Annotated in this window: 17 protein-coding genes; 5 read left to right on the forward strand and 12 right to left on the reverse strand. The window is 65.9% G+C overall.

Annotated elements, in window-relative coordinates:
* Window positions 1-507, reverse strand: a 507-nt coding sequence (locus JUB13_RS18980; RefSeq protein ID WP_207481746.1) for an AAA family ATPase, incomplete at its 3' end; no start/stop codon positions are given.
* A gap of 209 nt (window positions 508-716) precedes the next feature.
* On the reverse strand, window positions 717-1,253 hold the full coding sequence (locus JUB13_RS18985; RefSeq protein ID WP_207481748.1) for a hypothetical protein: 537 nt from the start codon (window positions 1,251-1,253) through the stop codon (window positions 717-719).
* A gap of 236 nt (window positions 1,254-1,489) precedes the next feature.
* Here JUB13_RS18985 and JUB13_RS18990 point away from each other — a divergent pair, with 236 nt between their 5' ends.
* Entirely contained in the window at window positions 1,490-2,254 is a 765-nt protein-coding gene (locus tag JUB13_RS18990) for a hypothetical protein (RefSeq protein ID WP_207481750.1), read from the forward strand.
* A gap of 114 nt (window positions 2,255-2,368) precedes the next feature.
* Here JUB13_RS18990 and JUB13_RS18995 read toward each other — a convergent pair whose 3' ends face one another.
* Together JUB13_RS18995 and JUB13_RS19000 are read right to left on the reverse strand one after the other, a co-directional pair.
* Entirely contained in the window at window positions 2,369-2,527 is a 159-nt protein-coding gene (locus JUB13_RS18995) for a hypothetical protein (RefSeq protein ID WP_207481752.1), read from the reverse strand.
* Between the two features lie 396 nt (window positions 2,528-2,923).
* Window positions 2,924-3,661: a DNA/RNA non-specific endonuclease gene (locus JUB13_RS19000; RefSeq protein WP_328702970.1), complete on the reverse strand. Its 738-nt coding sequence runs from the start codon at window positions 3,659-3,661 to the stop codon at window positions 2,924-2,926.
* Window positions 3,662-3,735: 74 nt separating this feature from the next.
* Here JUB13_RS19000 and JUB13_RS19005 point away from each other — a divergent pair.
* A protein-coding gene (locus JUB13_RS19005) for an IS3 family transposase (protein WP_236025067.1) occupies window positions 3,736-4,907 on the forward strand; the annotation gives its coding sequence in 2 pieces (ribosomal slippage) (window positions 3,736-4,021 and window positions 4,021-4,907; 1,173 coding nt in all).
* A 497-nt stretch (window positions 4,908-5,404) separates the two neighbouring features.
* Here JUB13_RS19005 and JUB13_RS19010 read toward each other — a convergent pair.
* The 6 genes from JUB13_RS19010 to JUB13_RS31850 all read right to left on the reverse strand — a co-directional run bounded on the left by JUB13_RS19010 (window position 5,405) and on the right by JUB13_RS31850 (window position 13,177).
* The gene (locus tag JUB13_RS19010) at window positions 5,405-6,280 is read right to left on the reverse strand and encodes a hypothetical protein (RefSeq protein WP_207481758.1); all 876 of its coding nucleotides are present in this window, start codon (window positions 6,278-6,280) and stop codon (window positions 5,405-5,407) included.
* A 16-nt stretch (window positions 6,281-6,296) separates the two neighbouring features.
* Window positions 6,297-8,927, reverse strand: a complete 2,631-nt coding sequence (locus JUB13_RS19015) for an IPT/TIG domain-containing protein (RefSeq protein WP_207481760.1) — start codon at window positions 8,925-8,927, stop codon at window positions 6,297-6,299.
* Between the two features lie 428 nt (window positions 8,928-9,355).
* On the reverse strand, window positions 9,356-11,536 hold the full coding sequence (locus JUB13_RS19020; RefSeq protein ID WP_207481762.1) for a xanthine dehydrogenase family protein molybdopterin-binding subunit: 2,181 nt from the start codon (window positions 11,534-11,536) through the stop codon (window positions 9,356-9,358).
* A gap of 21 nt (window positions 11,537-11,557) precedes the next feature.
* The gene (locus tag JUB13_RS19025; RefSeq protein WP_207481764.1) at window positions 11,558-12,025 is read right to left on the reverse strand and encodes a (2Fe-2S)-binding protein; all 468 of its coding nucleotides are present in this window, start codon (window positions 12,023-12,025) and stop codon (window positions 11,558-11,560) included.
* Between the two features lie 265 nt (window positions 12,026-12,290).
* Window positions 12,291-12,596 carry a hypothetical protein gene (locus JUB13_RS19030; protein WP_207481766.1) on the reverse strand — a complete coding sequence of 102 codons (306 nt, stop codon included), beginning with the start codon at window positions 12,594-12,596 and terminating at the stop codon, window positions 12,291-12,293.
* Window positions 12,597-13,048: 452 nt separating this feature from the next.
* A complete protein-coding gene (locus tag JUB13_RS31850) occupies window positions 13,049-13,177 on the reverse strand; it encodes a hypothetical protein (RefSeq protein ID WP_268914388.1) in 129 nt (42 codons plus the stop codon).
* A 437-nt stretch (window positions 13,178-13,614) separates the two neighbouring features.
* On the opposite strand from JUB13_RS31850, the gene JUB13_RS19035 reads away from it, so the two are divergent.
* The gene (locus JUB13_RS19035) at window positions 13,615-14,007 is read left to right on the forward strand and encodes a hypothetical protein (protein WP_207481768.1); all 393 of its coding nucleotides are present in this window, start codon (window positions 13,615-13,617) and stop codon (window positions 14,005-14,007) included.
* Between the two features lie 262 nt (window positions 14,008-14,269).
* On the opposite strand, the gene JUB13_RS19040 is transcribed toward JUB13_RS19035, so the two are convergent.
* Entirely contained in the window at window positions 14,270-14,800 is a 531-nt protein-coding gene (locus tag JUB13_RS19040; RefSeq protein WP_207481770.1) for a GNAT family N-acetyltransferase, read from the reverse strand.
* 223 nt (window positions 14,801-15,023) lie between these two features.
* On the opposite strand from JUB13_RS19040, the gene JUB13_RS19045 reads away from it, so the two are divergent.
* On the forward strand, window positions 15,024-15,446 hold the full coding sequence (locus JUB13_RS19045) for a hypothetical protein (RefSeq protein ID WP_207481772.1): 423 nt from the start codon (window positions 15,024-15,026) through the stop codon (window positions 15,444-15,446).
* Between the two features lie 216 nt (window positions 15,447-15,662).
* Complete coding sequence (locus JUB13_RS19050; RefSeq protein ID WP_207481774.1) at window positions 15,663-16,037, forward strand: nuclear transport factor 2 family protein; 375 nt, start codon at window positions 15,663-15,665, stop codon at window positions 16,035-16,037.
* 165 nt (window positions 16,038-16,202) lie between these two features.
* Here the strand turns inward: JUB13_RS19050 and JUB13_RS19055 are convergent, their stop codons facing one another.
* Window positions 16,203-17,141 carry a hypothetical protein gene (locus JUB13_RS19055; RefSeq protein WP_207481775.1) on the reverse strand — a complete coding sequence of 313 codons (939 nt, stop codon included), beginning with the start codon at window positions 17,139-17,141 and terminating at the stop codon, window positions 16,203-16,205.
* Window positions 17,142-17,169: the final 28 nt, after the last annotated feature.

Raw genomic sequence — 17,169 nt, forward strand, 5'->3', positions numbered from 1 at the left:
TTCCTCCGCGGCGATGCGCAGGCCCTCCAGGTCGGCCTGCAGGTCGAAGGCGTTGCGGTAGAAGGGCATGAGCAGCACGATCAGGAGGATGTGCACGCGGCCGTCGGCGATGGCGGGCTGGACAAGCTCGAGCGTCCTGCGGATGGCGCGGACGTCGAGGGTGCGCGGCTGCGAGGGGACGAGGATCAGGTCGACCAGGCCTGACAGCGCGGCGGAGCAGTCCTCGGCCGTCGGAGGCGTGTCGAAGATCATGAGATCGATGTCGGAGGCGTTGGCGCGCTGGACGAGCTCGGGCAGCTTCTGGGTGATGGTGTCGCTGCCGACATGGGCCAGCAGGGGCATGGGGCGTCCCTCGCGGTCCTCCTGCCAGCGCTTGCTGCTGCCCTGCTTGTCGCAGTCGACGATCGCGACGCGGCGGCCGGCGGCGACCGCTGCGGTGGCGATGTTCAGGGCGAGGCTGGTCTTGGCGCAGCCGCCCTTCTGGGAAAGGAGAGCGATCGATTCCATGGGTCCCTCCGACGGTTCGGAGAGAGCCTTGCAGAATGTGCGTCGCTGGAAGCCCGCGCCGAGTGTCGCAGTTGGCGGGAGGGCGGTAAGACTCGTCCTGCGTTAGTCCGATCACACAAGAACGCCGGGGGATCGGAAGGGGGACATGCGATGTCCCCCTTGCCAGCTAGCCTTAACCACTGCGCGATCGTCAGATGCCTAGGTGCTCCTCACCTCCTCGCCAACGCCCTGATCCGCTCCAGGTCCAGCTCGCCCTCCTGTCCCCAGCCGCCGGCGCCCGGCTTCACGGCCGGCCGGAACTGCTCGCAGAGCCGGAAACCCGACCGCGCGAGCTCCGCCGGCTCCTGCGAGCCCGCGAGCTCCGCCATCGCGGCGCGCACCGGCTCCAGGGCGTCGCCGAACTTGCCGGCGAGATATCGCTCCACGCTGGCCGGCGCGATCGGCTTGCCCTTGCTGACGGCCATCAGGCCCTTGGGCGTGTGAACGGCCGGGATCGCTCGTCCCATCAACCCGACCTGGACCTCGTCGCCATGGCCGAGCTCGCGGCGACGCTGCGCGATGCGCTCCGGCGTCGGCTCGAAGATCCCGAGATGGACGCCCTTGGCGTGGGCCGTGAGCCCTGACAGCGCGCGTCCGAAGGTCAAGGCCTCCGAGCGCTCGAGCCCAAGCCGCTCCGCCACGACCGCGGCCCAGAGCGCGAGCACCGGCGCGCGGTTGATCCTGATCGCCTTCGCTTGGTCCGACATTCTAGGTCCCTCGCCGAGCTTATCCCGCGTTCTCAAACATGAGGCCGCCTGCGCCCCCTGACTGAACGGGTCGTTCGATACCGCGGTAGCAAACGGTTAAGCCGAGTTCTTCATAATTATCATAAAACATTGACGACCGAGCCAGGAGCCTTTCAATCGTGTTCCGTTCTCGCCATCTTATTGCCGTCGCTATGCTCCCCTTCCTCGCAGGCTGCCTCGCGACGGACAAGATGAGCATGGAGTCCAAGGACGAGACCGCCATTGAGTTTACTGAACGACTAAAGGTCGACTTCTCGAACAAGCTCGACAAGGTAATCAACTCAACGCTTAAGGCCCGGCCGCAGGATCGCGGCGACTATCTCGAACTCACCGGCTGGTTTACGCCGCTTGAGGCTAAGATCGATGGTACCCGCCGCGCCTATGGCGAGTTCTGCGAGCACAAGGGCGGCAAGTTCACGAATCTGAACCTCGGTGATTTTTCGAAGACGTGGTTTTGCGTCACCGAAGCGGGCAACGTCATCTTTAGCGTCGCGCTCTCCGAGAGGAAAGATTCCCGAACCCGTGTCGTCGACTACACGGTCCGGGAGCCAAAGCCACGCACCTTCTCATCGGCATTGAATGCCAACTATGAGGAGGCGGAGAAGACAGCGCCGATCCCGGTAGCGGAGGCCCTCGGACGCTACGAGAAGGGCCTCACGAACGCCGGCTTCAAGGCCTATGGCACCTCATGTCCTGCCAGGCTCTCCCACGTTCTCAACACGACGCTTGGGATCCACGCGACCACTAATGGTAAGCCGGTTCCCAAGCTTCATCGCCAGTGGGCGAAACACGATGGCTGCTCCGTCGGCGGCTGGTTCGAGTTGACGGAACGTCCCCTGTCAGAGGGAGTCTGCCTCAAGGTTACAGCGTACCTCCAGACTGACCCCGTGACGGACCGGTCCATGACTGCGTGCCGCGCCGGAGGTTCTCCGAACGACTGGACAATCGTCTCTCAGCGCTGATTCTGGAGCAAGGGGTGGCGGTACCAGATGGATCGCAGTTCGTGAAAGGACGGCATCCGTCTGGTCCCGGACACGAGAGTGCACCTGATCCCGCCATAGCTGCCAGCCCGCGCCCTACTTGACCTGGTTGTCAGGCTTGCCCTCCTGGCCTGTCGGCGCCGGGGCACGCCGCGGTGTCGGTGTCAGTGCGACGACGACTGGCGTGCAGGCGGCCAAGGCCACGCTGCCCGCCAGGATCAGAAGCGCCAGCGCATTGCGTCTCGTGAGGTCCATCGCGCGATCGAGCTTCCTGGGTGCTGGCCGTCAGATCGGATGCGCCGCTTGGATGGTCCGGGGAGCAGGCGGCGCAGGCTCCCCGCTCCCCAGCCCTCCTTGGTTCTATCCGAATGGGTTCGGCGCCCGGTCGGCCGGCTTGGGTGGGGCGAGGGTATCCGGCAGCTCCTTCTCCGCTTCGAGCGCGCCACCACCGCATCGAGCAGCGTCTTCAGCGCGCGCGCCTTCTCGAGGCCGGCGCGATCGCGCGTGAGGTCGACTGTCCCGAAGATCGACACCCTGTCGGCCCGGTTCTCTGCCGTCAGCTCGCCCACCGAAAGCACCTGGGCCTCGTTGGCGAAAGGCTCGATCTGAGCCTGGCTCCTGGACTTCCTCGCCATCGGCGCTCCAATCTCGTCAGCGGGTCAGCTGCTCTAGAAACTGTTCGAGGACGCTTCCGCTCCCGCTCGGCTGCTTCGTGTCCTGCCGCTGCTGTCTCGGCGAGCGTGGATCCGGAAGGTCCTGCTGGCGCGATCTCGACGTGCCCTGAAGCGCGGGGAAGGGGTCGATACCGGCAAGCGCTGCGAGCTCGGTGATCGGGATCTCCCGCCAGTCCTGTGACGCCGTGTTCTCCACGACATAGGCGCCGGCGAGACCGCTGCGCGGCACATAGACCGCCTTCCAGACCTGTGTCGGGACGAAGACCCGGCCGCCGACGCGCTGCAGCGTCTCGCCTGCGAACACCACGCCCGTGACGACGAAGACCTCGCCATCCCGGCGTGCGAGATCTCGCACCGCGCCCTCGATGTCCGACCAGATGCCGCGGTTGCTCTCCGGAGCCTGCGGGATGATGTTGGCCAACGAGGAGCTCTGGCGCTGCGCGCTCTTGCTCGACATGTCGGCCGCCGGCGCCAGATGCCCGCGATCGAAGCCCGATCGCGCATAGTCCTGCAGCTCGGCCCGTTCGTCGGCGGGTAACCGCGCCTCGGCGTGGAAGTCGTCCACCCTCGCAACCACATCCGCGCGCTTCTGGCCGGCACGGGTCAACCGCTCGGCCGGCCAGAGCGGCGTCCGCGTCAGCCCGGAATGCACCGCTGCAAAGCCCGAGAAGCAAAGCATGCGCGTCTTCGGCTCGAGCTTCCGATCCAGCAGCACCGGAGCCAAGCCTGATCCTCCCTCGAAGCCGTGGACACCTTTGCTAAGCTCCCGAGGGAGCAGGAAGGTGGAGGATGACGAAGACCCGACGAGCCTTCACGGACGAGTTCAAGCGGGAGGCCGTGTCGTTGCTGGAGAGCAGCGGCCGGCCGCTGATGCAGGTGGCCGCCGAGCTGGGCATCCAACCGTCGATGCTGCGAAACTGGCGCGCCGTCCATGGTGCTGAGCCACGCTCCAGGACTGCTCCGCCGGCCGCGGCCCCGCAGGGCGCCTCGCCGGCCGAGCAGGCGGCCGAGATCGCGCGGCTCAAGCGCGAGCTCGAGCGGGCCCGGCAAGAACGCGACATTTTAAAAAAGGCCATCGCCATCTTCTCGGAACCGCCGAGATGAGGTTCCGCTTCGTCGAGGACCACCGGAACCAGTACCCGATCCGCGTCATGTGCGGGGTGCTCGGCATCTCGCCCCGCGGCTACTACGCTTGGCGCGCCAGGCCGGAGAGCGCCCGGGCGGCCGCGAACCGCCGGCTGCTGGCCGAGGTCCAGCACCTGCACGAGCACCACCGCGGCCGCTACGGCAGCCCGCGCATCCATGCCGCCCTGCGCGCGCAGGGCGTTGCCGTCAGCCGCGGCCGGATCGAGCGCCTGATGCGCCGGAATGGCATCCGCGGCATCGCCGCGCGGCGGTTCCGACCGGTCACCACCGACAGCCAGCACGCCCTGCCGGTCGCCCCGGACCTGCTCGGGCAGCGCTTTGAGGCCGCGGGTCCGAACCGCACCTGGCTGGCCGACATCTCGTACGTGCCCACGGGCGAGGGCTGGCTTTATCTGGCGGCCGTGCTCGACCTCGGCACGCGCAAGGTGGTGGGTTGGGCGATGCGCGATCATCTACGCACCGAACTGGCCGCCTCGGCGCTGCTCATGGCGACCCAGCGCCAACGCCCCTCGGCGGGTCTGGTCCATCATTCGGATCGCGGGTGCCAATACGCGTCCGGAGCCTACCGCGAGCTGTTGCAGGGCGCGGGCATGCGGCAGTCGATGTCGCGCCCGGGCTGTTGCTACGACAACGCCCCGATGGAGAGCTTCTTCCACACCCTCAAGGTGGAGCTCGTCCATCGCGTCCGCTTCGAGACCCGCGAGCAGGCTCGGCGCGAGCTGTTCGCATACATCGAAGGCTACTACAATCGTCAGCGAATCCACTCCGCCATCGGCTACATCACGCCCGAGCAGGCGGAGCTCCGGACCGCGTGACCCCGTGTCCACGGAAATAGGGGACGATCAGCCGGCGTGGAAGTGGCGCGGGCACGCGTCTGGCTCCGCCGCGGCGGCGGGGAGGGCGACCAACAGGGCGAGGGCGGTCAACAGCCAGCGCATTCCGCCAGCATAGACCTGCGCGTCGCGTGAGGCACGCGCTCCTCAGAAATGCGCCGTGCCGTGCTTGAGCGCTCCGAAGCTAACGCACCACGGCTACACGGTTTGTGCGCTGGCGGAGCAGTTTGATGCCAAGCCTGCGGACATTCGGCTCTTCGTCTCCGGACGGCTCGACGCCGCACGCACCCGCGAGCTTTAGTAGCAGATGCTCGCCGCCGGCGATGATTGCGAGCCCGTCTCATCCAGTGCGAGCCTGGTGGCACTTATTGGGAGCCCAGGCGTTGGCTCCGTCTCAGCAATCCTGAGGCGGAGATCGGCGTTAGAATCGAGCCGAGCCGCCGATGATTGCGAGCCATTACACCTAGCGGTAGAGCTGCTCACATTCTCGCGGCGGCTTGAATCACTACGGCCTCCGAGGCCAATACGCGTCCTTCGACGACATAGCTCAGGGCAAGGTGATGCTTCCCCGGATTGATTGATGGAACCAACACCATCCGGGTGCCGCGTGCGATCAGGCTACCGTCGAGATCCCAGACCAGCCCGTTGTCAGGACAGCTGCGCCCGAACGCGTTGATTGCCTGACCAAACGCTGAAAAGGGCTGGTCGGCAGCGACCATCTGGCTGTTCAACGGAGAAAGTATAAAGACGCGCGTAGGCTTCTCGTCGACCGCAAACGGCTCGCTCACCGCAAACGAGGATCGAAGCCCATCAGACGCGAGCACAGCGATGCGGCAGCCCGCTCCTCCGCCGGGAAAGGATGCGGTGTCCACCACGGCTTCCGTCTCAGTCACAGCATGGGAAACAAGATACGATGTTCGTCCGGTAAGATATCTGACGACGAAGCGGATGGGACGCTCATGCTCAGCCGCCCAGGCAACGCTGATGCGGCCATTGCCGAGGTCGGCGACATGCTTGATCTCTATGGACGGCGTGGTGCGCGAGAGCGTCTCACGGTGGATCTCCCTGCTCTCTGTCCGGAGGACGACAGCCGCGGCGTCGTTGCGGAACGGGATGTATCCGGTGACCCGCGCCGCCCGGGTCGCATTGTGCGCCGCGCGGCAGTCCCCGCGAAACACTTCGGGAGCAGCTGACACTAGGACCATCCCCGCCTCGTCGAGGAGTTCGAGCCGAAAAGCTTCGTCGGGGTGTGGGACACGGGAAATGCGAACCGTTTCCCAGCCCAAGCCGGGCTCAAAGCGCATGTCGTCCCAGAGCTTGCCGACGAAGCGGAGAAATGTTCTCTGGCCGTCCATGGTCGACTTCACCACGTCAGAACAAGTTAAAGAGCCTCGTCCAATTGTATTTCGAGATCCACCGTGAACAAGCATAGCTCATGATGTCGTGCGTCGCGATCTTCGACGAGCCGGGAAAGAACACGTCGAAGATGTCACGCTCTTGCACGCGACCGTCGTCAGGAAGGGAGTCGAAGCTGCCGTCCTTGTCGGGCGCAATGCCGCATTGAACGTTCGGATTGACGTGATTGCATTTGAGGGTATGGCCGAGTTCGTGAGCTATTGTGTCACTGGTGTCGTCCGCAATAACCGTGTTCCTGCTGGTGCCGAAAACCTTCAGGCCCTGAGCCGCGCCTTTCAGCGGGATCAACGGCGTAAGGCCTATCCAGACGGCGTCGTCGTCGTCGGGACATTCGTCCTCCCATGGGAAGAGCCACTCGGACGGAGAGCAATCGTGCTGGTCGTCGAGTTGATCGAGCAATTCGAAACGTCCGTCCCAGGAACCCAGGTCGACCCCGGTCGTCCAGGTTGGAAGCCACGCGGGAGCGATGTCGGTAGCCGGCGTCGGGAGAAGGTCGAGAGCACGGACGACCGACTCACGCGCCTTCAGGTCCGTATAAGAGGCGCCGCCATCCACGTGGAATACGCGTACATAGCGGAGCTTCATGGCCTTCTTCTTGGCGAATGTGCAGGAGGGTTGTGCCGTGACGGTCGGGGTCATGACGAAGGACCCCGGCGATGGCGTCTCAACGGCCGGTGCCGTGACCTTGATGACCGGCGATACCGTTCCGACGCACATGGCCGCGGGGAGCAGGAAGTTGAGCGTGTGATCCACTTGCTCCCGGACAATCTGGCTGAGCGGACGCACCGTAATCCTGTCGATCGCGCCGGCGCGCGTTGCCAGGTTGTCGGCTGACAGCGGCTTGATGCCGTTGATCGGCAGGAACGTGGCCCCTGCCACAGTGAGCGTGGCCGTCACGTCGGGCAGTTCGTCGTTCGCGAAGCCGCCCAAGTCGACAGAAACATAGATCCGAACGACCGTGTTCTTGTGGGCGACCAACCCGAGCGAGTTGTCGGGAGCGACCGGATCCAAAAAGGTCTGGATCCCTTGTGTGAACTCGACTCCCTCGACCTTGAGCTTCGGGACCTTCCTGAGTCTGACGGCGACCGTCGCCGTCGCCGTGCCGCAGCGGTTCGATGCCACCAACTCGTACGCCGCGTCTACTGGCCGGGTCTCGATGAAAGCTCCAAGCGAGGCGCTTGTTCCGGTCGGGTCCGTCAGGTCGATCGCCGGACCGTGAGGTGACGTGCGACGGATCCGGATCGCGGTCGTGTTGCGCACGTCCCAACTCAGCATAAGCGCGGTTCCGGGAGCCACGACCAAGTCGGTAAGACCATTGGCAAGGAAGGTTTCGATCTCGGGCAAGGTACCCGCAAATCGGTTCGACGGCGTGCAGGGAGCCCCGCTCCGTACCAGCGGGAAAGCCGGCAAGGGTGCCGGGATACGGCCCAGGCAGGCCATTCCCTCAGCCACTTGGCTCAGCGCGTCATGGCGTTGCTGGAACTGGTTAAGCCGGTGAGCCTCTATGGACTCGTTGCGAAAGCCAATGCAGCCGGAGCGTGCGCCCTGCGGAACCAGCACCACGATTTCGGTGTCCGACCATGAGACCACCTGCAGGGGCTGATTTCCGAGGATGACGACCACGTCAGGCGGCTGGGATGCGCCGAAGCCAGTTCCAAGGATCCGGAGCGGCTCGCCCGCGCAGGCCGGATTGGGCGAGAGCCCCGTGATGCCTTGTGCCCAGGTCGAGTTCGGAATTTCGGGATGGCGCAGGCCGCGTGCACCGGCCTTTATCAGACGACGGCAGAGGTCGTTCAGAGAGACGTCAGGGCCGGGGACGGGACCGCCAGGCAAAGGCCCGGCGGGCGGTAATCCGCCGGGTGGGGCTTGCGGCCCAAAGCCTCCTCCGGGTGGGCTGCCTGGCCATGGTATGGAAGGACCGTCGTCGGGTCCAGGCCAAGGATCCCCGTCGCCAATGGGCAAGGGGAAGGTCTCCGCCCCACCTGGCACAGGTTGAGGGCCCGTATCAGGCGGAGTCAGTCCTTCGATATCGCGTCCAACCAGCCGAAGTTGCTCGCCCAGTTGATCGCGGCCGGAGGGGTGGATAGGTTGATGGGCGCTCTCGATTAGATGGTCGATCAAGCGGGTGCGGTCCCACAGGTCGAGCAGGGTCTCGACGTACCTGGCGTATGCCTGGTGATCGCCACGCGTCGCGAACTCGATGCCCAATGTCAGCTGCAGGATCACCTCGGGCGCAACGGCAAACCTGACGGGGCTCAAGGAATGGCACAATGGTCCTTTGGCATGCTGGAACTGTTCGACGGATTCAAGCTCGCTGACGGACCGGCGGCCATTTGAAGCCGATGAAGCAATTTCCAAGGTGCGCAAGAAACGAGCGCGCGCAGTCTCGCTCAGTGACAACACGCCAGGAAGATCACCATACAAAATCTCAAGCTCGATAGCATGTTCGCGCATCCGGCGCAGGATTGAGGCGAACAGCCGTCGCTCGCTAACTGGACGACCCGCTTGCGCGGCGCGGATCACGAGTAGCCGGATTTCTTCACTCGAATAGATGGAGCAAGAGGAGGATGCCGGAGTGTTAATCATCTCGGCGCTCCTTGAGCCTAGCCCACGATAATCGGACGCCCGAGATCCGATATTGTCAAGCATTCCGCCGGCCTCGGGAGCATTACCACCGCTGTGGCGGGGCCGGATTGCATGCAGCGGCTCAAGCTGGGAGGGCCCTTAGGCCTCAGGGGCAAGCCCACGGGGGATGAAGTTCAGGATCCTGCCGCAGGCATGGTCCTGGCAATGGCCGCCTGGCCCTTGTTCTGCCGAGCTCGTGATGCGGCAGTACGGGGACGCGGCGGAGCGGTACGCCGAGGCACTTCCGAGCATGAGGCAGCTCCGGGCGGCGCTTGCCCGGCCAAGGCCGGATCCGCCGCGACGAGCAGCGCGCAGATCAGGAAGGGCCTGGACATGGGCGGATCCACAAAGGGTGGGGCGACGGCCGGGATGGGCCACCGCCTCGGTTCTCACGCCGAGCGCAGGTTGGCCTTGGACAGCGGCAGTGTGCGAATCCGCTTGCCCGTCGCCGCGAAGATTGCGTTCAGCACCGCCGGTGCCGCCACGAAGATCGTCGGCTCGCCGACGCCACCCCAGAACTCGCCCGAGGGCATCACGATCGATTCGACCGCGGGCATGTCCTCCATCAGCATCACGGGATAGCTGTCGAAGTTCTCCTGCTCGACCTTGCCGTCCTTGACGGTGATCTCTCCGAACAGGGCCGCCGACAGGCCGTAGGCGAAAGAGCCTTCGATCTGGGCCCGGACCTGCTGCGGGTTGACGACGTGGCCGCAATCCGTCGCGGCGACGATCCGGTGGATCTTCAACTTGCCCTCGCGGCTGACCGACACCTCGGCGCAGGCGGCCACGTAGCTGCCGAAGCCCATGTGCTGGGCGAGGCCCCGGAAGACTCCCTCGGCCGCCGGCTTGCCCCAGCCCCCTGCCTCGGCGACCGCGTCCAGCACGGCCAGGTGTTTCGGGTGGTTAACCAGCATCCGGCGCCGGAACTCCAGCGCATCATGCCCGGCAGCATGCGCCATCTCGTCGACGAAGCTCTCGAGATAGAGCGCGTTCTGGTTGTTGTTCACGCCGCGCCAGAAGCCGGGCGGCACCGGCGGGTTCCGCATGGCGTGGTCGATCAGCAGGTTCGGGATCGTGTAGCCGAACACGCCCTCGGCTCCCGACGGGTTCAAGCCCTGGAAGGTGGCGGGATCGCGCCCGTTCTGCAGCCCCTGTGGGTTGACGCTGACCAGGATTGATTGGCCCGAGATGCGCATGTGCAGTCCGACGACGTTGCCCTGGGCGTCGAGCGCGCCAGTCAGCTTGCACATGGTGACGGGATGATAGCGCCCGTGCAGCATGTCCTCCTCGCGGGACCAGATCAGCTTCACGGGGGTGCCCGGCGTCTGCTTGGCGATCAGGACGGCCTGCCGGACGAAGTCGTGGCTGGTGGAGCGCCGGCCGAAGCCGCCGCCGAGGTGCAAGCGGTGGACCTCGCATTGCGGGATCGGCAACCCGGCCGCCGTCGACGCGGTTGCCAGCGCCGCCTCGGCGTTCTGGGTTGCAGTCCACACCTCGCAACGGTCGCCCGTGAACAGTGCTGTCGCGTTCATGGGCTCCATGGTCGCATGGTGCTGGTGGGGCACGCCGTAGACGGCCTCGACCACCTTGGCCGCACCGGCGACGGCGGCCCTCACGTCACCCGCCTGGCTGCCGACGAAGGCCTCGTCGGCTTCAAGCCCTTCGCGCAGAACCTTCGCAAACTCGGCGCTCGAGTGGCCGGCGTTCGGGCCGAGGTCCCATTCTACCGGCAGCGCGTCCAGCGCGGTCTTGGCGCGCCACCAGGTGTCGGCGATGACTGCGACGCCGGTGTCATCGACAGCGACGACTTTCCTTACGCCCGGCATGCCCTCCACGGACGCCGCATCGAAGCTCTTCAGCTTGCCGCCGAAGACCGGGCAGGCTCTGACCGCGGCGTTCAGCATGCCGGGCAGCTTGACGTCGATCGAGTAGACCTGCCTGCCGTCGAGCTTCTCCGCGGTGTCGAGGCGGGGCAGGGGCTGGCCCGCGATTTTCCAGTCCTTGGGGTCCTTGAGCGGGATGTCCTTGGGCGGCTCGAGCTTGGCCGCGGCCGCCGCGACCTTGCCGTAGGTCGTGCTGCGGCTCGAAGCGGCGTGGGTGATCACGCCGCCTGCGGCAGTGCATTCCGATGCGGCGACGCCCCATTCGTCCGCCGCGGCCTGCACCAGCATCATGCGGGCGGCGGCGCCGCCCTTGCGGACATAGTCCTGGGAATCTCGGATGCCGCGGCTGCCGGCCGTCTGGAAGTTGCCCCAGACGCGGTTGCGCGCGACGTTCTGCCCGGGTGTCGGGTATTCCGTGGTGACCTTCGACCAGTCGCAGTCCAGTTCCTCGGCCACGAGCTGAGCGAGCCCGGTGAGGGTTCCTTGCCCCATTTCGACACGGGCGATACGGATCACCACCGTCTCGTCGGGTCTGATCACCACCCATGCGTTCAACTCTGCCGCGGTTTCGGCGGCGGCTTCGGCCCCCGCAAGAAACGGAACATGAAATCCCAGCGCGAACCCGCCCGCCGCGAGCGCCGAACCGACGAGGAACCTACGGCGCGAGGTCTCGATCGTGGTCGTCATTCTTCCCTCCCTGGTTCGGGCTCAGCCGCGCTGCGCCTGTGGGCTTTCGGCGGCGAGCTTGATGGCCGCGCGGATCCGGTTGTAGGTGCCGCACCGGCAGATGTTCTGCATGCCGGCGTTGATGTCCTCGTCGGTCGGCTTCGGCGTCTCGCGGAGGAGAGCCGCGGCTGCCATGATCTGCCCGGACTGGCAGTAGCCGCACTGCGGCACGTCCAACGCAAGCCAAGCCTTCTGGATCGGGTGGGAGAGGTCGGGCGACAGCCCCTCAATGGTGACGATCTTTTGCTCGGCTTCGATCGCCGACACGGGAAGCGCGCAGGAGCGGACGGCGGCGCCATCCACATGGACCGTGCAGGCCCCGCATTGCCCGATGCCGCAACCGAACTTGGTGCCGGTCAGGCCAAGCTGCTCACGGACGACCCAGAGCAGCGGGGTGTCCCCATCGACGTCGATGTCGTGCTCGGTTCCGTTGACGGTAAGTCTGGTCATGTCTCCCTCCTGCCTTCACCTGCTGATTTTCTGGACGGATTCTCGGCCGGACCGGTTGGCCGGCGTCGGCCTTGCGCTGCACGAGGACAAGACGCGTCTGATCGAGTTCGGCCGGCTTTCGGCCAAAGTTCGACACAGGCGCGGCGAGCGGCATTGGAAACCTTCGTTTGCCTGGGTTTCACCCAATACTGCGGGTTGGCGCGGGATGGCCGGTCGGGGTCGTTGCCCGTGGTCGTACGCGGCACGGACCCGACCGGCCGCATGCTCAATTGCGCGAATACTGTGCCGTGGCCGGCTCGTCGTAGTGCATGAACGGAGCATGCGACGAAGGACGTGGGGTCCACGTCTCCGGCGTGAGGGCGAGCTGGTCGCCGGTTTCATACCGGTCCTGGATAGCGAAGTCGCGCACCCGCGCGCCGGTCTCGTCCCGGTTCTCCGATGGAAGGCCTGTGGCCTCGGTCGTCCAGCCCGGGAACAGGTTCTCCAGAGTCCGCGGCTCGCCGTTGGCGAAGGCTGGCGCAGCGGCCATCAGGGCGACGAAGGCGGCGGCAGCAATGTGGATGTTGGTCATAGTCGCACGTCCTTCTGAGGGGAGCGGCGTGGTGGCTCCTCGATCGGTGATTGCCCCCGCCGGGGACCGGCCGGATCCGCCCCATCGAAGGGCGGGATCGGGCGGAGCGGGCCGTGCCGCCGGCGGAGGCGTCGGCGGAGGGGAGTCGGCCGACGGGTTGATTCATGGGGGGCTAATGTCGCCAGAGTGTGTCAGGCGGACCTGCTTTGTGTCTCGGCCTGTGCCGGAGCCCGGGCGCCGACACACTTTCATACAGTTTCGCGCTTCAGCCGCCCGATCGTTCATGCCACGGTCTCGGGCGGAGTTGCTGTTTCCGACACCCCGCGCATGTGTCGCCGATTGACGATCATCGCGACTTCCGCGAGACGTCGACGCGCTATCTCGATCGCCACGGGCCGCGTGTCACCGCGGCGGCTTCGCATCCAGCTCTGATCCGCCCCATGACGGTGTCATCAGATGCTCTGGTCGGAACCGGATTTTTCCGCTACCCGGTCCGGAGCGCTGCGAAGAAGAGCGACGCCCGCGGGCTCGAAGCAGATAGCGGCTTCCTGGTTCGCCTCGCCACTGACGATGGTCAGCATGGAGGAGCTTCAGCTGGGAGGACTCCCTTCGGCCTCTGGAGCAGCCTTCAGGGGTGCAGGATCCTGCAGAACGCAATCGCCTAAAGCAGGGATGCGCGCATTAACAGACATTTTATGCAATTTCTCCAACATGGAGCTCGCGCCCGCGACTTTCGATCGGGATGCCGGACGGAGCGCTTGGCGCCGCCCATTGCGGCGCGCCTGGAGGAAGCCGCTTTGTTCGACTACCTGACCAGCAGAGGCTTCCACTTTGCGGTCGAGAACCTGTGCATGGCGCCGAGCTGCAAAGCGGCGATCATGCTGCCGATCCTGCTGAGCCTCTTGTCTGCCGCCGTCTTCAGATACGGATACGTGACCTGGGTCAGGGCATGGGGTCGGGCGAAACCCTCTCAAGTGGCCTCGTGGCCCGCGCGGCGGAGCTCACGCGAGGCGGCGGCGTGCCATCGCCGCGCGAGATCGCGGCGAATCTGATCGAGGATCTGAGGCCCGAGTTCGGTGCCTTCGCCTGGCTGCGGCGCGGCGGCAGGCTCTCGGAGGTGCTCGAGGAGACGGCGTTCACGGCCTCGAGCCTGGCCGAGCTGAATCGTGTGCTGGAGCCGCTGGAGCGGCGCCTCGGGGATCCCGAGCTCCGGGAGCTGCACTATGTCCGGGCGGGCGAGCTCACCGAGCGGGACGCGCGGCTTGCAGCGGCGCAGCGGCGCAGGGCGCGCGCGGCGGAGGTGGTGCGCCGCGATCCCGCCGCATGGAGCCTGGCGGTCAAGCGGCAGCTCGGCGACGCGGTGGTCGCGGCCCTGCCGCCGAAGATCCAGAGCCGAGGGCTGGAGCGGTGACGCGGGTCGTCACGTACTCTGGTGTCCGGGCAAGTCCGTGAGCGTGCTCATGGTGGTACCCGTAAACGGGCCTGCGGGCCCGCGCGGGATCGGGTTCACGGGCGCGTCCGTGAACGGGTTCGCGGGGTACGCCGGTTCCTGGGCCCCGGGCGGGCTCGAAGATGCATGGCCAGCGACGTCACGGTACATCGACCGTTGCGGATTCACGGTAGTGGAGAAAGGCCTGCGCTGAGCCGGTTCCGCTCCGTTTCGTCACGCCCAGTCAGCAGGTGCACCGCTCGCCGCCGTGCTGCGACCTCGGATCAGCAATCCGGAAAAGGTTCCTGTGCATGGAATCGACAAACCGCTGCACCTCGAAGCCGGCTTTCTCCAGCACCCGACGGGAGGCTGTATTGTCCGGATGGGCGAACGCCCAGATCTCCCTGAGCCCGAGTTGGCCCCAGGCCAGATCCAGGCTGGCTCGCGCCAGCTCCGAAGCAAAACCCTTGCCCCAGGCTTCTGGGGCGAAATGGTAGCCGAGCTCAGTTCCCCAGCCGGGATCGAACGGGTCCAGGTACAGCCCGCCGAAGCCCACTATGCGCCCGTCGGTCTTCGTCAGAACGGTCCACGGGCCATACCCCAGCCGGCCGCGCTGCCTGTCGTGCGCCGCGAGATGGCGCCGGACCTCGCGGAGAGACGAGAGGCATTGTGTATATCGCATCGCCTCGGGATCGCCCAAGAAGGCGAGGAGTTCGGCAGCATCCCGGAGACGCGGCCTCCGGAGCAGCAGCCGATCGGTTTCGAGCCTGTCCATGCCATCAACCTGGAAGCGCCGGCCAGGTCCTGTCCATGGGAACTGCGTTGGGCAACGCGGGCTCCCTTCCGCCACGGCCAGTTGTCCGGCCCGGACTGGGCCTGGAGTGTCGCTCAGCAGCAAGCCGGCACCGCCTCCCAGTCAGCACCTGTCGGATGTTCCTTCGTCGGATCTGACTGGGGCCTACGGAGGTTCGGCTTGCGGCCGCGGCCGGCCACACGCGATGATCCTCGATCGCGTCAGCCAGTCGGTGAACGGCAACCTCGAAACCACCGTCGGCGAGATCCTCCAGGAGATCGGCAGCACGGTCCATCCGATGACCGCCGCCGCCGGGGAGCCGATCACGATCTGGCTGCGGGGCGACCTCTGGCTCGTCGAGCCGAGGCCCGGCGAGGCCGGCCGCCTGGTGCCGGCCCAGGCGGTGCCGATCGGCGCGGAGGTCGCGGCCGGAGGGCCCGGGGGGCGGACGCGAGGGAGTCGCGGGGCGCCAGGGCGCGCCGGCGGCCGATCCCTCGAACCCCTACGCGTCCTACACGCCGCCAGCCGGGGCGCGGCCGGATGGTGCCGCGGCCGCGGGTGGCGCCAGCCCGTCCTGGTGCCGAGCGGGAGCAGCAGCGGCCGGCCGGCGGCGCCGGCATACAGGTGAGTGTGTCGGCCCGGGGCTGTTGAAAAAGGCCGGGAGCCTCAACCCCGCCCGTCTCGCAAGGGATAGTGTTATGAGAATGACTGGGTTTGGGCGTTCGCGCGGATGCGCTCTCTAGCCACAAGCGACCGACCCCGGTCGTCGATCCGCGGCTGGCCTCGTGCACGCGGCGTTGAGATGCCTTATCGAGGGGAGACCTACGGGAAGGCCATCACGCCGATGACGCTACTGGAGCAATATATCGCCGGCTGGCGGGCGCACGACGTGGCCGCGATCCTCGCAACGCTTACCCCGGATTGCGTCGTCATCGAGAGCTTCGGACCGATCTACCGCGGGCACGATTGGGTAGCACGATGGGTCTCGACGTGGCTGGCTGAGGACGGCCACGTAATCGACTGGACAGTCCGCGATCTACGATCCTCGCCCGAGGCTGAGACCGCGGAATGGACTTTCCACTACACGTGGCGCGGTGAGGAAAAGAGCTTTGACGGTGCAACCATTGCGAAGCTGCACGACAGCAAACTCTCGTATCTACGTGAGTATGCCACAACGGCGGTGCTCTACGATTGGCGAGGCGAGTGGCAGACATTATAAATGGGTCATTCAGAAAGGCGCGCGGCGATGGCGCGTAGCCCAAGATCAGCCGGTGAGAATTTGGCACCCCGATGCGTGGGACACGGGACGCGCCCGCGTCGGGAGACCCATCAGGCCGGCCGCGGCCTCTGTGCCGGCGTCGCGTGATGTGTTTGGTCGGCCTGCTCAGGGGCCGTCGGGAAAGGCCTTCTTCGCCTCGACCAGGTAGGACAGCTCCCGGCCTGGTGCTTTCATCTCGGCTTCCGTGAGTGCGATCTCGTAGTCACAAACCTTGAACGGTATATCGGCGATGTCCTTCCACTTCAGCTTCACGACGTTCTCTGCGACCTCGAAGGGGAAGGACACGAGCGTGCGCAGCACGCCGGTACGGCACTTCATGCCATGGAGCTTCATGTGGCTCTCGTACTCGTGGAGCAGGTAGTCGATCTCATCCTCGATCTCCGCGAGGGGCAGGCTGTCCCTGACCATCTTGTTCATCCACCGCTTCAGGCCCCAAAAGCGTGCCCTGGCTTCTTCGTCCTTGCGAAAGTCGATGATCTGCTCCCATGGGGTCAGATCAGACGGGACCGGCACCTTAGTCAGCAGGATCTCCAGGATGCGCTGGCGGCGATCCGGATCGCCGCCAGCAGTCGCTGCCGGAGCCTTGTTCAACAGGCACGTCGCGTCTATTCCCTCGTCGAGTTTGAGCACGGTCGCTGCTGCTCGGATCCCGTCCGTTACGCTCGTCCTCGGCATGAAAGGCAACAGATCCGCCACTGGTTCGGACGCTCTCACCGTCATGAGGCACAGAGTGACAGTCGCGCGCTCGACGGGGTTCCGCACCAAGTCGAGCAGGTCCTTCATTCTCCCCCATTCGTTCTCACCGACAATGGAGGCATCTCTGATGTCTTTGATGATGTCCATCACCGGTACCGAAGCAGGGTCGGGTGCGACAAACCTCTTTCCGTAGAGGCTTCTCGCAATTCCGCTTTCGATCAGGAATTCTTTGAGCCCCGCGACCTCCGGCGCGTCCTTCTCGGTCTGGAAGACGACGATCTCGTCGAACAGCAGGGCCTCCTGCTTGCTCGGAGGCTCCCAGCCTTTGATGGCGACGATCTTGGACATCCCCACCAGCCCTTCGATCTGCTCGCTC

It is taken from the genome of Arenibaculum pallidiluteum (assembly GCF_017355985.1).
GTDB classification, from domain to species: Bacteria; Pseudomonadota; Alphaproteobacteria; order Azospirillales; family Azospirillaceae; genus Arenibaculum; species Arenibaculum pallidiluteum.